Genomic DNA, 18,546 nt, shown 5'->3' with positions numbered 1-18,546 from the left:
TGAAACGCATGATCGGCGCACAGAGTTAGGAGCGAATGAGCGGCGTGGAAACTTCTACAACGCGCATTTAAAAGCTTCCGGCCGTCGCACTTACGCGGCAAGCGCAAATTCATGCCAACCCGCCCGCACGTTCGCGCCAGGCCGACAAATGCCATCGCGGAACACGATTTGCTTACTGCCTGCCCTCGGATGATTCCGCTCGGGCGCCCCGCATACGCGGCGTGCGATTGCGCGTGGTCCATCCGCAGGTCCAGAACCCGAGGTTCCACCCGGCGCATCGTCCGGGTTTCAACCTGACAAGTGAGCGGCGATGCCAGATCAACACGACTCCGAAGCCCAAGACGACGACCGCAAGCGCGACGACAACGGCGAAAAAGAAAAAGACAGCAAGGAAAACAAGGACGGTAAAGACGGTAAGGACGATAAGGGCGAAAAGAAGGGGCCTGGCAAGAAACCCCTGATCATCCTTGGCGTCGTCGTGGTCGTGCTGGCTATCGGCGCCTTCGTCTGGTGGTTCATGACGCGCAACGAGATCAGCACCGACGACGCCTACACCGATGGCGACGCCGTGACCATCGCGCCGAAGGTATCGGGCTATGTCGTGACGATGAACATCGACGACAATCGCTTCGTGCATAAGGACGATCTGCTCATCAAGATCGATCCGCGCGACTATCAGGCGCAACTCGATCAAGCCAACGCGCAGCTCGGGCTTGCCCAGGCGCAGTTGCATGCGCAGGAAACGCAGCTCGAAGTGGCGCGTGTGCAGTATCCGGCGCAGCTCGCGCAGGCACAGGCGCAGGAGCAGAACGCGCGGGCGAATCTCGCGCAGGCGAGCGCGGCGTATCAGCGTCAGCAATCAGTCGATATCCGCGCGACGTCGCAGCAAAACATCGATACCGCGACCGCGCAGCAAAAGAGCGCTGCGGCGAACGTCGCGCAGGCGCGTGCGCAAGTGCGCACGGCGAGCCTCGTGCCGCAACAGATAGCCACCGTGATCGCGGCCGTCGAAGAGAAGCGCCAGCAAGTGCGTCAGGCACAGGCGCAAGTCGAAGCCGCGCAACTGAATCTCTCGTACACGGAACTGCGCGCGCCCGCCGACGGCTGGATCACGCGGCGCAACGTGCAATACGGCACCTTCCTGCAAGCTGGAACGTCGATTCTCACGCTCGTCACCACGCGCGTCTGGGTCACGGCGAACTTCAAGGAGTCGCAACTCGACCGCATGCGTCCCGGCGACAAGGTGAAGTTCGAAGTCGATGCCTATCCGGGCCTCGACCTGCACGGTCACGTCGACAGCGTTCAACTCGGCAGCGGCTCGCGTTTCTCCGCGTTCCCGGCGGAGAACGCCACGGGCAACTTCGTGAAGATCGTGCAGCGCGTGCCCGTGAAAATCGTCATCGACGATGGCATGAAGCCGGGCACGTCGCTGCCGCTCGGTCTGTCGGTCGTGCCGACCGTGATGCTCACGCACTGAGAACCGAGCCATGAGCGATACCGCCGCGCACGATCACAGCAACTGGAAGCCGAAGTCGAACCCGTGGCTGATCGCCGTCGTGGTGACGCTCGCGGCATTCATGGAAGTGCTCGATACGACCATCGTCAACGTCGCGCTGCCGCACATCTCCGGCACCATGTCCGCGAGCTACGATGAAGCCACGTGGACGCTCACGTCCTATCTCGTCGCGAACGGCATCGTGCTGCCGCTGTCCGCCTACTTCTCGAAGATCCTCGGGCGCAAGCGCTACTTCCTGATCTGCATCGCGGCGTTCACCGTGTGTTCGTTTCTGTGCGGCATCGCGACGAATCTCGGGCAGCTCATCATCTTCCGCATTCTGCAGGGCTTCTTCGGCGGCGGTTTGCAGCCGAGCCAGCAGTCGATCATTCTCGATACCTTCCCGCCCGAGCAGCGCGGCCGCGCGTTTTCGATCTCGGCGGTGGCGATCGTCGTGGCGCCCGTTCTCGGGCCGACGCTCGGCGGCTGGATCACCGACAACTTCACCTGGCGCTGGGTCTTTCTGCTCAACGTGCCGGTTGGCGTGCTGACGACCATCGCGGTCATGCAGTTCGTCGAAGATCCGCCGTGGGAAAAGAAGCAGAGCCACAAGGACGTGGGTATCGACGGCGTGGGCATCGGCCTGATCGCGCTCGGACTCGGCTGTCTGCAAGTGTTTCTCGATCGCGGCGAGGACGACGACTGGTTCCATTCGAACTTCATCATCACGTTCGCGGTGCTGGCGGCGGTCGGCATCGTCGGCGCGACATTCTGGCTGTTGTATGCGAAGCGACCCGTGGTCGACTTGCGCGTGCTCAAAGACCGCAACTTCGCGCTGGGGTCGGCGGCCATCGTCGGCTTCGCGTCGGTGCTGTACGGCAGCGCGGTGCTGATACCGCAACTCGCGCAGCAGCAGCTCGGTTACACGGCCACGCTTGCCGGTCTCGTGCTGTCGCCGGGCGCGTTGCTGATCGTGTTCCTGATACCAGTCGTCAGCAAGCTGATGAGCTACGTGCAGACGCGTTATCTGGTCGGCTTCGGCTTCTTTCTGATGGGCGTCGCGCTGCTCTACTCGCATCGACTGGTGCCGAACATCGACTATAGAACGTTGACGATGATGCGCAGCGCGCAGTCGGCCGCCATCGGTTTTCTGTTCGTGCCGGTGACGACGCTCGCCTATCTCTCGCTGCCGAAGTCGATGAACAACGACGCCTCCGCGCTCTTCACCATGTTTCGCAACGTGGCGGGTTCCATCGGCATCTCGCTTGCGACCGCGATGATCCGCGAGCGCACGCAGGCGAACATGGCGCATATGGTCGAGCATCTGACGCCGCTCAACCAGCCGTACAACGACGCGGTGCAGCGCATTGCGCGCACGCTGATGGACACGGGCCAGACCATGTCGCAGGCGATGACGGCCGCAACGGGTCAAATGTACAAGACGCTCGTTTCGCAAGCGACGATCCTCGCCTATCTCGATGTCTTCGCCGCATGCGCGATCTTTTCGTTCATGTTCATTCCGCTCACGTTTTTCTTCTCGCCGGTGAAAGCTGCTGGCGGTGCGGGAGGCCATTGAGATGAAGCCGCGTCTTTCCATTCTGATGCTCGCCTTGCTGACGAGCGCGTGTACCGTCGGACCCGATTACAAGGCGCCGAGCGCCGATGTCCCCGAGGTCTGGAGCGACACGCAGCGCTCGCAGAATCCGCAGAACGATGCGCGCGTGCCGCATGCGGATGCGCCATCGGTCGTGCAGACTGCCGCCGATCCCGATCCGCGCTGGTGGAAGCAGTTCGACGATCCGATGCTCGACTCGCTGATCGACCGCGCGGCGGCGGGCAACCTGAACTTGCAGCAAGCCGTGTTGCGGATAGCGCAGGCGCGCGAACAGAGCGTGTCAGCAGCGGCGCAGGGTTTGCCGCAAATCAGCGCGAGCGCCAGCGTGATGCGCGAGCAGCTCGGGCTCAAGGGCATCCTCCAGTCGCAAGGCGTCTATAACCAGATCGATCAGCTTGGCGCGCAAGGCGCGACGCTGCGTCAGGGTCTCGATTCGGCCACCGGGCCGGCGACGATCTATCAAGATGGCTTCGATGCATCGTGGGAACTCGATCTCTTCGGGCGCGTGCGACGTTCGGTGGAATCCGCCAATGCGCAGGCCGAGGCAGAGATGGAAAGCCGCAACGACGCGCTCGTCTCGCTCGAATCGGAAGTGGCGCGCACGTATGCGCAGTTGCGCGGCGCACAGTCCATCAAGCAGATCACGCTCGCCGAGATCGACGCGGAGCAGCAAATTCTCGATCTCACGCGCGAGCAGGCGCGCGTGGGCCTGACGAGCCAGCAGGACGTGCAAAGCGCGAGTGCGCAAGTCGGCACGCTGCAGGCGCAACTGCCGACGCTCGACGCGCAAATCGCACAGGCGCTGAATGGGCTCGCCGTGCTGATAGGCAGTCCGCCCGGTACGCTCGACGCCGAGTTGTCCGATGCGCGCGCCGTGCCGCCCGTTCCACCGATGGTGCCGATCGGGCTTCCCTCGACGCTCGCGCGGCGTCGCCCCGACATCCGTCGCGCCGAAGCGCAGTTGCATGCCGCGACCGCGGAAGTAGGCGTGGCCGTCGCGCAGTTGTATCCGGATATCTCGCTGACGGGTCAGGTCGGCACGCGCGCGTTGAAGGCGAACTATCTTGCACGCTGGTCGAGTCTGTTCTGGTCGGTCGGGCCGAGTATCTCGCTGCCGATCTTCGAAGGCGGGGCGCTGCGCGCCAACATACGCATTTCGAAAGCCGAGGCCGCGCAAGCGGGGCTGGCTTATCGGCAGACCGTGCTCAATGCGTTGCAGGACGTGGATAACGCGCTGATTTCGTATCGCACGGAGCAGGACCGGCGTGCGGCGCTCGTGCGGACTGTCGATGCCAATCAGATCAGCCTGCAACTCGCGACCGATGCTTATCGCAAAGGCATCACCGCATTCGTTACGGTGCTCGACGCGGAGCGCCAGCTTGCGCAGACCCGTGAGCAGCTTGCGCAATCGACGGTGAATGTGACGACCGATCTCATCGCGGTCTATAAGTCACTGGGCGGCGGATGGCAGGACGACGACCCGAACGTGGCGCAGGCGCAGAAGGACGCACGTTCGTAACGCGCAAGGCTTAGCGTCGACGTTTCTTCCATGCGTAATCGGCGGGTGGATCGGCGGCTCCGGCTTTGCCAACGGACTGAGGATTCTCGCTGCACAAAGTAACGAACGCGATGTCCTCGCCTTGCGCCTGACGGCGGCGAAGTGCTTCGGCGTAGTGCAGCGCATCCGCGAGCGCGGTGGGATCGAACCTTCGGTGTTCGGCCTGGGGCGTTGCCTCGTTCAATGTGCCGCTCAGCCAGTAGACGACGAACATCGTGTGAACCTCGGGTTGTGCGGCGACGTCATCGACGCGCCAATGTCGGGAGCGAAGGCGTCACGGCGGTGCAAAAAACGCTCGACGTGTCGCCTGACGGCGCGTGTCATGGGCATCGGGTAATCCCCGAGTGTAATCGCCGTGAGCCATATGCTGCCTGAGGACAGCCAATTGCTCCAAACAGGGAACGCGGGTTGCTTTCGTCCTTGCTTCCCTGAGGGCAACGACATGCAACGACTTGACCGTCTCACCGATGAAGCCGTTTGGCAGATGCCCGAACGCTCGGCCGACAGCGGCGAACCACGCGTGCTGATTGCCGACGACGACATGAACGCGACACGCGCCATTTGTCTCGCGCTCGAGGACGCCGATTTGACCGTGCGCGCCGCCCATACCGGGCTCGACGCCGTAACGGCCGTGCGCAAGTGGCGTCCTGGCGTGGTGCTGCTCGATCTGATGATGCCGCTCGGCGATGGCTGGGAAGTCGCCGAAGTCATCCGCGCCGCCGATCCCGCCATGCTGCTGATTGCGCACACGAGCCGCACGAGCCGGGAAGATCAAACGCGCGCGCGGCTGAAGGGCTTCAATGGATACTTCGTCAAGCCGACCGAACTCGACCGGCTGATCGCCGTGCTGCATGAGTATTATTCGATGCGCCAGGCATGAGCCTCTTCAATGCTCAAGAACCGTGTTGCGCAGAGCGTCCTGCCGCAGGCGCTTCGTTGCAATGCCCGAAGATTTGATCGGCCGTTCCACGGTCTCGGTCTGACGCGCCGGCAGGGTCCGCTGCAATCCCGCGCTATACCCTTTTCTGAAGGCACGGCGGTACGTCCTGCGATACGCTTCGTCGGATGAGAACTCGCCTGCGTGGTCGCCGAGCGCGGCGGTCAGCGCGAGTTGCTCGTGCGTGAGCGTGCGCAAAAGCGCCATGAGCGACCGCTGTGTGGAACTGTCGGCGGCCGCGACGCTATCGGCGAGCGCGGCAATGGCCTGCGCGATATGGTTGCAGCGCTGTTCTATCGATTCCGAATGGCCGATGACGGGATGCCCGTCATTGTCGACCGTGACCTTTACTTCATCCATCGTTTGTTCCTTTACCTTGAAACTCGGGCTGAGCACGCCGATGCAGTGCGACGCGGCATGCCGTTCGAGCACGGCAAGGAAGCATTCCTCAAGGGTGATCGACTGCCGCGGGCGAGCGCGCGAGTGTGCCCGAGTTGCCCCTGGGCCGCAACCTGACGCTGTCGAGGCTCGCGGCGACTCACAGGTTCGCGCTCTTGCGCTGCAATCCATTGAGTTCGATGCTCAGTCTGTCGATGTCGCGCTGCACATGCTGCTTGAGCACGTCTTCCCAGTACTGACAATAGCCGGCCCAGAAGGGCATCTGGGTTTTGGCGCAGGCATCCGCCGGTAGCGGATGCGGTAACAGACGGCTCAGACGTCCGATTTCCTCATGCTTCCAGCGAAGCAGCGTGCGTCTCGAACCGCGTTGCGGCGGACACAATTCGTCCATGCGCGCGACCGCGAACCACAGACCTTCGGCGGGACGCGAGGCCATCTTGGTGAGGATGGATGTGTTGGGACGCGGCCCATGGTCGTGACAGATTACGGCACCGATCTGCCCGAGGATATACATGGCTTGCTCGACTGGTTGTTCGGCCTGGTTCTGCATGGCGCCTCTGTCTTTTGTGCGGATGGGAATGATATTGCTGGCGCTCAAAAGTGCCTCTCAGCATGATTTTTCGATGAAGTACGCGGCTTCGTCGTTCTTTATATTGCTAACGTGTTGCTAGCAGGGATTACGATACCGTATCGAAATTTATGTGCAGCATGTGCCGACAAAATAATACAAAGTAACGGTGCGCTGAAAACGGACGCGAAAATGAAAAAAGCCCCTGCTGGCTTAGGGCAGGGGCTCGGGTACTGCTGACTTTCTCGTACTGCGTTTTGCTACGGGTGCTGCTTTGCTTCTGATACTGCTTCACTTTCTCGTACGGCGGATACTGCGGGTGCTTCAGATGCTACTGGTACTGCGTTGCTACAGTTACTGCTCACTTCTCGTACTGCTGCTGCTTTACTTCCGACACTACTCGACTACCGCGTACTGCGGATGCGACCGGTGCTTCAAAATGCTAGTACCGGTTTGCATCCGATGCCACCTCAACTGCTTCAACGATCCATCCTTCCATTTGCAACAGGACAACACTGCCTTATTAATGCCGAACTTCTTCGAAAGCCGGCATTGAAATGTGCGGGTAGTCCGCTGATTCGACCGGCGGCGGTTCAGCGATTTCCGCTTGTTGCTGACGACTGCGATGCTCGAGCGCCGCATTTACGCCCTTCTCGTAATAAACCTGCGCCGTGTGTTTTTCGAGCGCCTCGACGAGCGGCATTTGTTCTTCCGCAAGCGAGTGCATGAGATGCAGAAGATCGCGCTGCATGACGTCCGAAAACATTGCGAATTGCTCGTAGGCACCGGGCGCGGCAATCATCTCGACCAGCGATGCAAGCAAACGCACGCGGCTCTTGCAGTGCTCGCTGATAGGTGTCGAATGGGAAACAATCGTGTTGCCTTGCGCATCTACCGTGACTTGAGGGGCTTTCATCGCTGACCTTGTTTGCTTGGGATGAGTGTCATTAAACTCGATCGGGCTTAAGAATCTAATGAGACACATCCGAGTATCCGAATCGCTCGATGCAACGGAGCGAATTGTCGAAAGAGCGGGTGAAACATGCGCGATCCGGCTTCGACCAACGGACTGCTCATGATGTCGTCGTCGCTTCGACGCGTTCGACGCGTTCGACGAGATTCGCGAATCCCTCGTACTAAATAAAATTAGCACATGAAAAACGGGACGGTAAGAAGCTGGCCATCGACTTTCGAGGCGACTAGCAACAAAGCCAAGCACACGCACGGCTGGCTGAAACGTGTTACACATGGAAGACAAAACGCGTTTCAAAAGCCTGCACCGAGGCATGTCTATTGCACGTTTGCGAACTTAAACCTTACTCAGCGAGCCCGACTCTGCCATGCGACGACTCGCCACCCTTTGGCGCCTAGGCCGTGCATTCATACGGGAAAGTCACCATAGCGAGGATGGTGCCTCGATGCAGCGCGTCGCCCGCTTCTTCGCGCTACATGGAGCGCGTGCCGCGCCGCTCGCGTCGAGCTTGCCCGTGCTGCGGCAGTTGCCGCGCGTCCTGAACGCGACGTCCGGCGCGCTCGCACGTCATCCCGCGCTGGCGGAAACGGCGGTGCGCGTTGCGCTGACCGAAATGGACGGGCTTTTCACGCCGTACGATGCCACGCAGTTCCGCGATGTGTCCGCCGCCGCTTTGCGCGCGCAAGGCGTTGCGCTGACGCAGGTGAGCGCCGCGCCGCTGCGCTCGGGCATCGCGGAGCAGACGCATGCGGCGCGCATCGGCGAAATGGCGGTGCGCGTAACGCTCCTGCGTCCGGATGCACGCCAGGAACTCGCGGATGATCTCGATCTCGCGCTCGCCGCCGCGCGTTTTGCGGAACGCCGTTCGGCCAAGGCGCGCGACATGCATCCGTCCGAATGGGTGCGTCGCGTCACCGAAACCGTCGACGCAATGATCGACCTACGCCAGCGCGCCGCCGACCAGAGCTTTTTGCGCTACCGGTTGCGTGACGATAACCGGCTCGCCGTGCCGGAAGTGCTCTGGGACTTTTGCAACGACGCCGTTCTGACCACGCGTTCCATCGCGACCATTTCTCTTTCGGACGCGCAAGCGCTCGCGCGTCACGGACTGGATCAGGCCGATCTCATTGCGACCCTCATCGAAGCGTTCTTCGAAATGGCGCTCGGCGCGGGCCTCTATCACGCCGGACTCGATGCCGCCGGCGCACGGGTGAGCATCGACACCGACACGTTCGGCCAGATCGTCCTCGAAGCCGACAATCCGACGATGTTTTTCGCCGCGCACGAACGCGAGTTCATCGTCGGCGTGTCGGATGCGCTATTGCAGGGCGATCACAAGGCGGCTGCGCGCGTGCATCTGGAGCACGGACGGCCGGACACGCACTCCATCCATCACGAAGTACGTGTCGAGGCCACGTATCGGCGCGAGGCGGAACGTTTCTCCACGAAGCACACGCGGCATGGTGTGGGCGTGGCACATTTATTCGATGCCATCGGCAAGGCGCCCGTCGAGCACATGTACAGCGCGGCGCACGGGCGCATCGCGTCGCGGGCGATGCTGCTGTCGCGCACGATGGAAGCGGTCGAGCACATGGCGCATGACGTTGCGCCCGACATCGACGTGTGGAAGATCGCGCGCAAGGTCATCGCTCGGCTGGCGCGCGATCAGTTCGGCTGCCATAGTCTCGCGACGCGGCTCGCGCACGAAGCCACTCATTGGCCGCATATGCTGCCGCGTTTGCCCCGGCTTATCGCGCAGCGGGCGGGTGCGGAGCAGCGGTGAGCGAAGCAATCCGCGTGGCGATGCGCGGGCCACGCTGACGGTCATGCGCAGGCTCGCGCGCCTCGGCACGGTGTCGCTTTTCATCGAAACGGTCGGAGTGATTCGATCTACAGGCGTTCCGAGTATGCATGGCAAACATGACATCGAACGGTAAGACGTCTGCGATCATTAACAAAATAAGCGAAGCTAATTTCATAAGTGATCCTAGGTAACGAGAATTTTATCGGGAACTGTGTCCTAGAATGACACGGGTCGCTTACACCCCGGTAAAGCACCGGAGATTCGTAACGATAAGCCGAAGTATTACTTGTACAAACGCCGGCATGAACACGACGCACCGGGGCGAGGCCGATTCGCATGAAAACACGTCGCGCTCGAACACGTCATTGCGCATCGTTCAACACGAGACTGCGTCCATTGGCGGCCGCCGCCCTGATTGGGTTCGCGACGCCCTCCCAAGCGGGACAGGTTGCGTCGAGCACGACGGGCGCTGTCTTATCGGATGACAGCTCTTATGTGGTTCCTCCGGGCACGACTATCACAACGCAGTCCGAGAACGCAATCGATGTCACGGCCATCGCGCCTGTCACGTTCAACAACGCGGGAGTCATCGTCAGTGCGGTCGACAACCAGGCGGCCGCGATCAAATTCTATGTGCCCGCCACGCTCACCAATAACGCGGGCGGCGCGCTGCTCGGCAATACGTTCGGCGTGCTCTTCGACGGCGGCGGAAATTCCAACGATCTGATCAACCGTGGCGACATAAGCGCACGAACCAGTCACGGCGTCGCGTATATCGAGGCGTCGGGTGGGACGTTCGACAACTTCGGCACGATCAATGGCGCGGTCGCCGGGCCCATCAAGCAAACGCCCAATGGCGTCTATATCGGCTCGACCGGAACGGTGATCATCAACAATCACGCGAAGGCATCGATTGCTTCCGGCGTGGGCGATGCGACCTATGGCGACGGAATATTCGTCGAGACAGGCTCGGTCGTCATCAACAACGATGGATCGATGACCGGTTATCAGGCTGGCGTGGTCAACACCGGAACGCTTCCGATGTCGGTCGTGAACAGCTCGACCGGAAGCATCCAGAGCACCGTTGGCGCAGGTGTTCAACTTCAACAGGACAGCACACTCGTCAATAACGGCAAAATCGCGAGTGCGGGATCGGCGGCGATTCTTCTCGTCGGTTCGAACAATCGCGTGACGCTGGGAACGGGGTCGTCGCTGCAAGGCGCGAATGACAATATCCTCGACATCGAAGGATTGGGAAACACGCTCGCGTTGACCGGCTCGGCCGTGCAGTCCGGGAACATCGCGACGGGCCGCGGGCCGGGATTGAGCCAGCTCACCTCCGGCGTGAAGAGCGTCTGGACGCTGACCGGCAACATCGCGATAGGTGGCACGACGCCGGACGCGCTCAACGTGATCGGCGATCTGACGCTCGGCGGCACGCTCACGCAGCACGGCGGGGCAAGCACGGTGCAGAACAGCGGCAGCCTCACGATCGGTACTGGCGGCGCGGGCGGCTCGCTCGACGGCGACGTCGTGAACAACGGCATGCTGCGCTTCAATCGCAATACGGTGGCGACATTCGCGGGGCAGATCGTCGGCAACGGCACACTCATTCAGGCTGGCAGTGGCGCCACTCACCTGACGAAAGCCGGCTCTAGCCAAGGCACGGTGGTTGTCGAAGCAGGCACGCTCGGCTTCGACCATCCGGGTGCCTTCAACGCCGGCGTATACACCACGCGCGTCGGTGGGACGACAAGCATCTCGGACAAGTCGAGTCTGCAAATCGCCACGAACTTCACGCAGGAAGTAGGCTCGGCGCTGAACGTGGGCATAGGAAAGGTGCAGCCGATCATCACGGCCAGCACGGCGACACTCAGGGGCGCGCTGACCGTGAGCGGTTTCGGAGCCGACGCGCCCAATACGGCCAGCGCGCTTACGAGCACGCAATTCAACATCATTCGGACGACAGGCGGGATCTCGGGCGATTTCGCCAGCGTCGGCTTCTCGGGCACGCAAGGCCCCGCCGATTACCTGACGCTCACCGGCGCGAAAAGCCCCGATGGCCTGAACTATAACGTTGGCTTCGGCCTGACGTGGCGCGCACCGGCCGCTATCGCCAACGGCACCTTCACTCTCGCCGATGCCGCGAGTACCTTCAACCTCGACGTGCCGCTGGCTGACCGGGTCGGTGTCTTCGCGAGCGGCTGGGACGGCCGCACCTTGACGAAGACAGGTCCGGGCCTGTTGATCGTATCGGCGCCGCTAATCCACACCGGCGACACGCTGATCGACGGCGGCACGCTGAGAACCGATGTGACGGACTCGCTCGCGACCAGCAGCAATGTCAACATCGCGAGCGGCGCCACGCTCGACATGAACGGCTTCGCGCAGCAAATCAACCAGTTGAGCGGCGCGGGCGCAGTCGCGCTCGGCGGTGCGGCACTCACCGCCGTCAATCTCGCCGATACCGCTTTCAGCGGCACGATCGGCGGTAGCGGAAGCGTGGTAAAAACCGGCCCGGCGACCCTGAGCCTAAGTGGCGCGAGCACGTATAGCGGCGGCACGACCATCGCTACGGGCAAGCTGATCGCGGCAACCGGGACCGCGCTCGGCGCAGGCGCGGTGACGAATAACGCCATCCTGCAACTGGATTTCGCCAACGACGCCCTGATGCTCAACACACTGAGCGGCTCAGGCGCGCTCTTGAAGACGGGCGTCGGCGCGGCGAATCTCGCCGCCTCTGGTTCGACGCAAGGCGCGGTCAGCGTCGAAGCCGGCACATTACGGCTTTTGCAAACTGGCGCGTTCACGACTGCGGCCGACTGGACGACCGCGTCCGGCGCGACCACCGCGCTGTCGAGCCGCAGCCAGCTCGAAGTCGGCCGCGCCTTCACCATGACCGGCACACTGTCCAGCATCGCGGGGGTTGCCGAACCGGTGATCTCGGCCAGCACGGCATCGATCGGTCCTGGCGCGATCTTCAACCTCGCGGGTTACACGGCAGCGCCCGCGACGAGCGCCGCGCAACTGGCAGCGGGCGCATTCACGGAAATCCACGCGACCACGCCCGGCGGGCTTAGTGGAACGTTCGCATCGACGCGCATCGGCGGCACGGCCAGTTCCGTCGATTTCCTGACGCTCTCGTCCGCTTATACTGCCCAGACCTACAACGTGGGCGTCGGGCTCACGTGGTATGCCGCGCACGGGACGACGCCCGCGACGGCGAACGGCGTCTTCACGCTCGTGCAACCCGGCGATTCGTTCGACATGGACGTCGTTCTTGCCAATGAGACGGCCAATCAGACGACGGGCTGGGACGGCAAGACGCTCACCAAGGCAGGCGCGGGCACGTTGCAATTGTCAAAGGCGAACACGTACACCGGCGCGACGCTGATCGAAGGCGGGACGCTGCAAGCCGGAGCGGAGAATGTCATCGCGCCGAGTTCGCGCGTGATGTTGTCGCCGGGCACGACATTCGATTTGAACGGTTTCAATCAGCAGGTCACGAGCCTCGCAGGCGCGGGCAACGTCTCGCTCGGCACGGCAACGTTCACGGCAAATTACAGTACGAACACCGTGTTCGACGGTGTCATCAGCGGCTCGGGCGGCTTTACGAAAACCGGCGCCGGCCGGTTGATTCTGAGCGCGGACCACACTTACACGGCGTCGACCACCATTGACGCAGGCGTGCTGCAGCTCGGCACGGGCGGCGCGTCGGGCAGCGTCGCGGGCGATATCGTCAACAACGGCGCGCTGGTGTTCAATCGCAGCGATCGCTACGTCTATGGCCACTCGATCAGCGGAACCGGCGCGTTGACGCAGCAAGGTTCTGGCGCGCTATTGCTGCCGGGCAGCCAGACATACAGCGGGACCACTCAAGTGAACTCGGGCGCGCTCATCCTGACCGACAACGCGCAATTGCCGAACACGCCGCAAGTATCGGTGGCGCAGGGCGCGACATTCGGCGGTTATGGCGGCGTGGGCGGCGCGGTGGTGAACAACGGATTGCTCGCGGTCGCGGATGCCGCGCCCGGTTTCGCGAATGCCGCGGCTGGCGCGTTCAGTATCGGCGGCACGTTGACGAACAACGGCGAAATCCGCATGAGCAGCCCGACGCCCACGAGTACGTTGACGGTCGCGGGCAACTACATCGGCAACAATGGATTGCTGACGTTGAGCACGGCGCTGGGCAGCGACGATTCCGCGACAGATCGCCTTATCGTGCATGGCGACAGTGCCGGTCAGACCGCCGTGAAAGTGCGGAACGCAGGCGGCGCGGGGGCGATAACGAGCAACGGAATCCGCATCGTTCAGGTGGATGGTCAGTCGAACGGCCAGTTCACGCTCGATGGCCGCGTCGTCGCGGGTCCATACGAATACAACCTGTACAAAGGCGGCGCGAGCACACCCGTCGATGGCAACTGGTATTTGCGAACCTTGACGGACGGACCGTCGCCTACACCGACACCCGCGCCACGACCCGAACCGGGCGGCTATCTTGGCAATCAGGCAGCGGCGCGCGACATGTTCGTCATGACCTTGCACGACCGCGCGGGCTTCCCCGATCCCTTCGCCGTGGACGGCATGAGCGGCAACGAATCGACGGCCTGGGTGCGCACTCGCGCCGCGCACACCGACGGCAACGCGGCCGGCGGGCGGCTTGCCGAATCCACCGACACCGCGCTCTTTCAGGCGGGCATCGACTTGCTGCATCGCGTGTCGAACGCGCAGCATTGGCAGGCGGGCATCATGGCGGGTTATGGTTCGTCGACGACCGATGCCACCGCGCGTAACAATCCCGCCACCGCGCGAGGCAATGTGAACGGCGCGAGCGCCGGCGTCTACGCGACCTGGCGCGCGAATGCGCTTTCGCCTGTCGGACCTTACGTGGATACATGGCTGCAATATGCGCACTTCGACAACACGGTCAAGGGCGCGCAACTGAATGGCGAGAGCTACGCGAGCCATACGTGGGGCGGATCGGTCGAAGGCGGATGGGCGTTCGCGGTAGGTCAGACGTCGAGCGGCCCGGTGCTGATCGAACCGCAAGCGCAAGTCATCTATTCGAACTATGCCGCCGACGATCACGTGGAGTCTGGCGGCACGATCGTCCATGGCGGCAATATCAATGCACTGACGACGCGCGTGGGCATGCGCGTTCTTCACGCGCCGGGATCGGCCGCGGCGCCGGGCTGGCTGCCGTATCTGGAAGTCAACTGGTGGCACGACACGAGCGGCAATTCCATCGCCTTCAATCAGATCGTGGTGTCGCAGGACGGCCCGAGAAATCGCCTCGAAGTAAAGGTCGGCGCGCAGGCGCAACTCGCGCGGAACTGGCGTCTGTGGGGCAACCTCGGCTACCAGCAAGGCGACGGCGGTTATCGCAGCTATCAAGGTTTGCTGGGCGCGCGGTACATCTGGTGAGCACGCGCGCGTCAGCGCGTACCCGGACTCATGCGCTCCCCGATCGCGCGGCACGCGGCCTTGAGCGGTTCGATATAAGTTTCGACAGGCGTCGCGCTCTTTCTGAACAGCGGAATGCTCACGCTTACGCAGCCGAGCGTCGTGCCGTTCGCCCCGACGATCGCGCTGCCGTAACAAAAAATCTGCGCTTCGTTTTCCTCGCGGTCTTCCGCATAGCCGCGCGCGTGGCAGGCATCGAGCTCCGCATCGAGCGCGCGACGCTCGGTGATCGTATTCGACGTAAAGCGCTCGAACGCCATGCCTTGCAACAACGCATCGCGCTCGGCACGACCGAGCGTCGACAGATACGCCTTGCCCACCGAACTCGAATAGAGCGTGACGCGCGTGCCGATGCGTGAAGCCATGCGCACCGCATGAGGACTTTCGAGCTTTTCGATATACACCATCTCCGCGCCGCTGCGCACGGCGAGATGCACGGTTTCCTGCGTACTGTCGCGCAGAGCCTGCAACGCGTCGGTGGCGGCGATGCGCAGATCGGAGCGCTCCCAGCTTCGGCTCGCAAGCGACATCAGACGCGGGCCGAGCGCATAACTTCCACCACGTGCGCTCTCGACCGCGAGCCCTTCGGCAATCAGCGCGCCGACGATGCGATACACCGTCGGACGCGGATAACCCGATCCCGCCGTGAGGCTGGCGACGGTTGGCGGTTCGTCGGCATCGGCGATGAGTTGCAGCACCACCATGAACTTCGAGAACGCGGCGGTGCCGTTGGCTTTCGCCGCGTCGAAGGAGGAGGAAGAGGAGTCGGAGGCTGCGGACATTTTTGGAAACCTGAGTGCGACGGCGCGCCGAGTATATCGGCACGCCGCGTGATCCGTCGATTGGCGCGTCAGGCGATCAGATAGCCGCCATCAACCGGCACGACCGTTCCCGTCATGAACGACGCCGCCGGCGACGCCAGAAACGCCACCACGCGCGCGACATCCTCCGGCAAGCCCCAGCGCTTCATGGGCGTGCGCTCGAGAATGGCTTGCGAGCGGCCGTCGTCCTCCTGCAGCGCCTGCGTAAGCGGCGTGGCAATCCAGCCGGGCGCGACCGCGTTCACGCGAATGCCTTCTGCCGCGTAAGCAATCGCGAGCGACTTCGTCAACTGCGCGACGCCGCCCTTGCTCGCGCTGTACGCGGGCACGAGACCGCCGCCGAAGAACGTCAGCATCGACGCCGTGTTGACGATCGATCCCCGGCTTTTCGCGAGTAACGGTCGCGCCGCCGAGCACATCCGCATGGTGCCGTTGAGATTCACGGCGATCACGCGCTCGAAGGTTTCGATGTCGTGCTCGTCGCCACGCTTGATCATGCCCGCGCAGTTGACGAGCACGTCGAGCGAATCGAGACGCGCGAAAAGATCGGCGGTGCTGGCGGCATCGGCGACATCGAGCGCGGCGACTTCGATTCCCGCGCCGAGCGCGTCCTTCTGCGCTGCCGTCGGCGCGATACCCGCCGCGATGACGCGCGCGCCGAGCGTCGCGAATTCCTGCGCGATGCCCGCGCCGATACCTTGCGTGCCGCCCGTCACGACGACGGTCTTGCCTTTGTACAGATCAGGTTGAAAGGTCATGAGTAGCTTGAATGATCAGACGACGGGAACGGCGGTGGCTTGCGCCTCGGAATCCTGAATCGGCGAGCGCACGACGAACATGTACACGAGCGCGGCGGCGAACGCCACGCCCGCGCTGATCAGGAACGCGTTGACGAACGAATGCGTCTTGTCGACCACGAGCCCGGTGATGAACGGCGCGAACGAGCCGCCGAAGTAACCGCCGAAGTTCTGGATGCTCCCGAGCGAGGCCACCATATGACGCGGAGCCGCGACCGAGACGAGCGCCCACGCCGCGCCGCTCGCCATGTTGACGAAGAACATTGCCGCCGACAAATACACGATGGCGAGCGTGAGATTCGGTGTGAACGCGGCCGGCACCGTGAAGAGCGCGCCGCCGATGAGACCCGAGCAGATCGGCCACTTGCGGCTGCGAATGGGCGCAACGCCGCGCGCCATCAGACCATCGGCGATAAAGCCCGACGACAGCATGCCGAGCGTGCCGGCAAGATAGGGGATGGTCACGACCCAGCCGGTCTTCGCAATCGTCAGATGGCGCTCGTGTTCGAGATACGCCGGCAGCCACGTGAGATACAGCCACACCATGTAGATCACGCCCATGAAGCCGAAGATCATGCCCCAGGTCGTCGCCTTGCCGAAGAGACCGCGCCATTCCGCGAAGGTCATATTGCGTTCGGCGCGCTGTGCGGGTTCGCCTTCGGTCAGATGCGCGACTTCCTGCGCATCGAGCGTGATGTCCTTGCGGTTCCGATACACCACATACCAGCCCACCGACACCATGATGCCGAGTACGCCCATGATGACGAACATGTTGCGCCAGCCGAAGTTGAGCAGCAGCACGGTGAGAATGGGCGGAGCGAGCGCCGGGCCAATGGTCGACGACGTCACGAAGATGCCGGTCGGCTTGCCGCGTTCGCGCTGCGCGAACCATTCGCTGACGACCTTGGCGCCCGCCGGAAATTGAGGCGCCTCGCCGATGCCGAGCGCGATGCGGGCCGCGAGAAACTGATGCAGCGTCGTGACGAGGCCGCCGAACAACTGCGCCACCGACCACACGAACATGCCGAGCCCGAGCATGATGCGCGCGCCGAAGCGATCGAGCATCACCCCGATGGGCAACTGCGAAAACGCGTACGCGAACGAGAATGCTGAGAGCAGCAAGCCCATCTGCGAAGCGGACAGGCCCAGCTCCTGTGTGACCGAATGATTCGCGATGGAAAGCGTGCTGCGGTCGAGATAGTTCACGATCCCGGCAAGCGTCAGGAACGTGAGCGCGACCCACTGTATGCGCTTCAGGCGCGGCGATTTACTCTGCATGTTGTCTCCTCCGAAAGCCTTGTTTTTATGCTTCGGTTCGGTTGGCGAAAGGTGCTGCGGAAATTGCGTTGCTTCAGACCGTGTTTTAAGCCGTTGCTTCAAGCCGTTGCATCAAGCGTTATTCAGCGAATGAACTGATCGGCGAAATCCGCGCCCAGTCCAACGGCTTCGTAATGCTTGCGGCACATGTCCACCTTCGTGAACACGTCTTCATAACCGGTGTAGTTGCCGTACGGATCGCAATAGAACATCACGCCGTTCACCTGAAAGTAGGTGATCATTTCCTCGACGTCTTCGGGCACGTAAAGCGTGTGCGTTTCGCCGGGCGGCTCGAACACGTAGCTGCCTTCTGTTGCAACCCAGTCATGCTCCAGATAGCGCCAGCGCCCCTTGAGCACCATGCCGTGCACGGCTTGCGGATGACGGTGACGCGACAGCACGCCCGACTTGCGCACGCGCAGCAGGTTCATCCAGTAACCGGTCGACACATTGAGGCACAGCGGACGAAACCAGACGTTCTCGGCTTGCGGGACCCACTCGCGCTCGTCGGTTGGAATCGCGTGACTCACGACGATTTCCTTCTGCGCTTCCTTGGGATTGGGATATTGATACGGCGTGAGGGCATCCGCCGAATTCTTGGGCGCGGGCATTCGCGTCTCCTTGTCCATATTGTGGATGGTTAAACCAAATTATGGACAGATATTCACGCGGCTGCAACAAATTGTCAAGATTCATCACGCGCTTAAAAATAGGGATTCGCACCGACGAAAAAAAAGCGGACCTGCGAGGCAGGTCCGCTTTGACGCAGCAATACGGTTCCTTGGGAAGGACCGATGGG

At 62.5% G+C, this 18,546-nt stretch carries 14 protein-coding genes; 6 read left to right on the top strand and 8 right to left on the bottom strand.

From position 1 onward, the window contains the following. The first annotated feature begins 310 nt into the window (after positions 1–310). Genes NCT03_RS25325 through NCT03_RS25315 form a run of 3 tightly spaced genes read left to right on the top strand, consistent with a single transcriptional unit; the run spans position 311 to position 4,629 of the window. Entirely contained in the window at positions 311–1,477 is a 1,167-nt protein-coding gene (locus NCT03_RS25325) for an HlyD family secretion protein (RefSeq protein ID WP_250494364.1), read from the top strand. A gap of 10 nt (positions 1,478–1,487) precedes the next feature. Next, a complete protein-coding gene (locus tag NCT03_RS25320; RefSeq protein WP_244829902.1) occupies positions 1,488–3,071 on the top strand; it encodes a DHA2 family efflux MFS transporter permease subunit in 1,584 nt (527 codons plus the stop codon). Then, positions 3,055–4,629: an efflux transporter outer membrane subunit gene (locus tag NCT03_RS25315; protein ID WP_250494363.1), complete on the top strand. Its 1,575-nt coding sequence runs from the start codon at positions 3,055–3,057 to the stop codon at positions 4,627–4,629. Before NCT03_RS25320 ends, NCT03_RS25315 begins: the two co-directional genes overlap by 17 nt. A gap of 10 nt (positions 4,630–4,639) precedes the next feature. On the opposite strand, the gene NCT03_RS25310 is transcribed toward NCT03_RS25315, so the two are convergent. Further along, entirely contained in the window at positions 4,640–4,882 is a 243-nt protein-coding gene (locus NCT03_RS25310; protein ID WP_250494362.1) for a hypothetical protein, read from the bottom strand. Positions 4,883–5,110: 228 nt separating this feature from the next. Here NCT03_RS25310 and NCT03_RS25305 point away from each other — a divergent pair, with 228 nt between their 5' ends. Next, positions 5,111–5,548: a response regulator gene (locus NCT03_RS25305; protein ID WP_250494361.1), complete on the top strand. Its 438-nt coding sequence runs from the start codon at positions 5,111–5,113 to the stop codon at positions 5,546–5,548. A gap of 6 nt (positions 5,549–5,554) precedes the next feature. On the opposite strand, the gene NCT03_RS25300 is transcribed toward NCT03_RS25305, so the two are convergent. From NCT03_RS25300 to NCT03_RS25290, 3 genes are all read right to left on the bottom strand, one after another. Further along, on the bottom strand, positions 5,555–5,965 hold the full coding sequence (locus tag NCT03_RS25300) for a hypothetical protein (RefSeq protein ID WP_244829906.1): 411 nt from the start codon (positions 5,963–5,965) through the stop codon (positions 5,555–5,557). Between the two features lie 178 nt (positions 5,966–6,143). Next, positions 6,144–6,554, bottom strand: coding sequence for a hypothetical protein (locus NCT03_RS25295; RefSeq protein WP_244829907.1), 411 nt, complete (start codon positions 6,552–6,554; stop codon positions 6,144–6,146). A gap of 541 nt (positions 6,555–7,095) precedes the next feature. Next, a complete protein-coding gene (locus NCT03_RS25290; RefSeq protein ID WP_250494360.1) occupies positions 7,096–7,488 on the bottom strand; it encodes a hypothetical protein in 393 nt (130 codons plus the stop codon). A 502-nt stretch (positions 7,489–7,990) separates the two neighbouring features. Here NCT03_RS25290 and NCT03_RS25285 point away from each other — a divergent pair. Both NCT03_RS25285 and NCT03_RS25280 read left to right on the top strand, forming a co-directional pair. Next, positions 7,991–9,328 (top strand): AarF/UbiB family protein, encoded by a 1,338-nt coding sequence (locus NCT03_RS25285; RefSeq protein ID WP_250494359.1) that lies wholly within the window; start codon positions 7,991–7,993, stop codon positions 9,326–9,328. A 417-nt stretch (positions 9,329–9,745) separates the two neighbouring features. After that, positions 9,746–14,773: an autotransporter outer membrane beta-barrel domain-containing protein gene (locus tag NCT03_RS25280; protein ID WP_250494358.1), complete on the top strand. Its 5,028-nt coding sequence runs from the start codon at positions 9,746–9,748 to the stop codon at positions 14,771–14,773. An 11-nt stretch (positions 14,774–14,784) separates the two neighbouring features. On the opposite strand, the gene NCT03_RS25275 is transcribed toward NCT03_RS25280, so the two are convergent. The 4 genes from NCT03_RS25275 to NCT03_RS25260 form a co-directional block, all read right to left on the bottom strand. Continuing rightward, the gene (locus NCT03_RS25275) at positions 14,785–15,594 is read right to left on the bottom strand and encodes an IclR family transcriptional regulator (RefSeq protein ID WP_244829911.1); all 810 of its coding nucleotides are present in this window, start codon (positions 15,592–15,594) and stop codon (positions 14,785–14,787) included. Positions 15,595–15,662: 68 nt separating this feature from the next. Next, entirely contained in the window at positions 15,663–16,391 is a 729-nt protein-coding gene (locus NCT03_RS25270) for an SDR family NAD(P)-dependent oxidoreductase (protein WP_250494357.1), read from the bottom strand. Between the two features lie 15 nt (positions 16,392–16,406). Beyond that, the gene (locus tag NCT03_RS25265; RefSeq protein WP_250494356.1) at positions 16,407–17,708 is read right to left on the bottom strand and encodes an MFS transporter; all 1,302 of its coding nucleotides are present in this window, start codon (positions 17,706–17,708) and stop codon (positions 16,407–16,409) included. A 122-nt stretch (positions 17,709–17,830) separates the two neighbouring features. Beyond that, positions 17,831–18,358, bottom strand: a complete 528-nt coding sequence (locus NCT03_RS25260) for a 2,4'-dihydroxyacetophenone dioxygenase family protein (protein WP_244829914.1) — start codon at positions 18,356–18,358, stop codon at positions 17,831–17,833. Positions 18,359–18,546 lie beyond the last annotated feature (188 nt).

It is taken from the genome of Caballeronia sp. GAWG1-1 (assembly GCF_023631465.1).
Taxonomy (GTDB): domain Bacteria; phylum Pseudomonadota; class Gammaproteobacteria; order Burkholderiales; family Burkholderiaceae; genus Caballeronia.
This window is presented reverse-complemented; position numbering and strand designations above follow the sequence as displayed.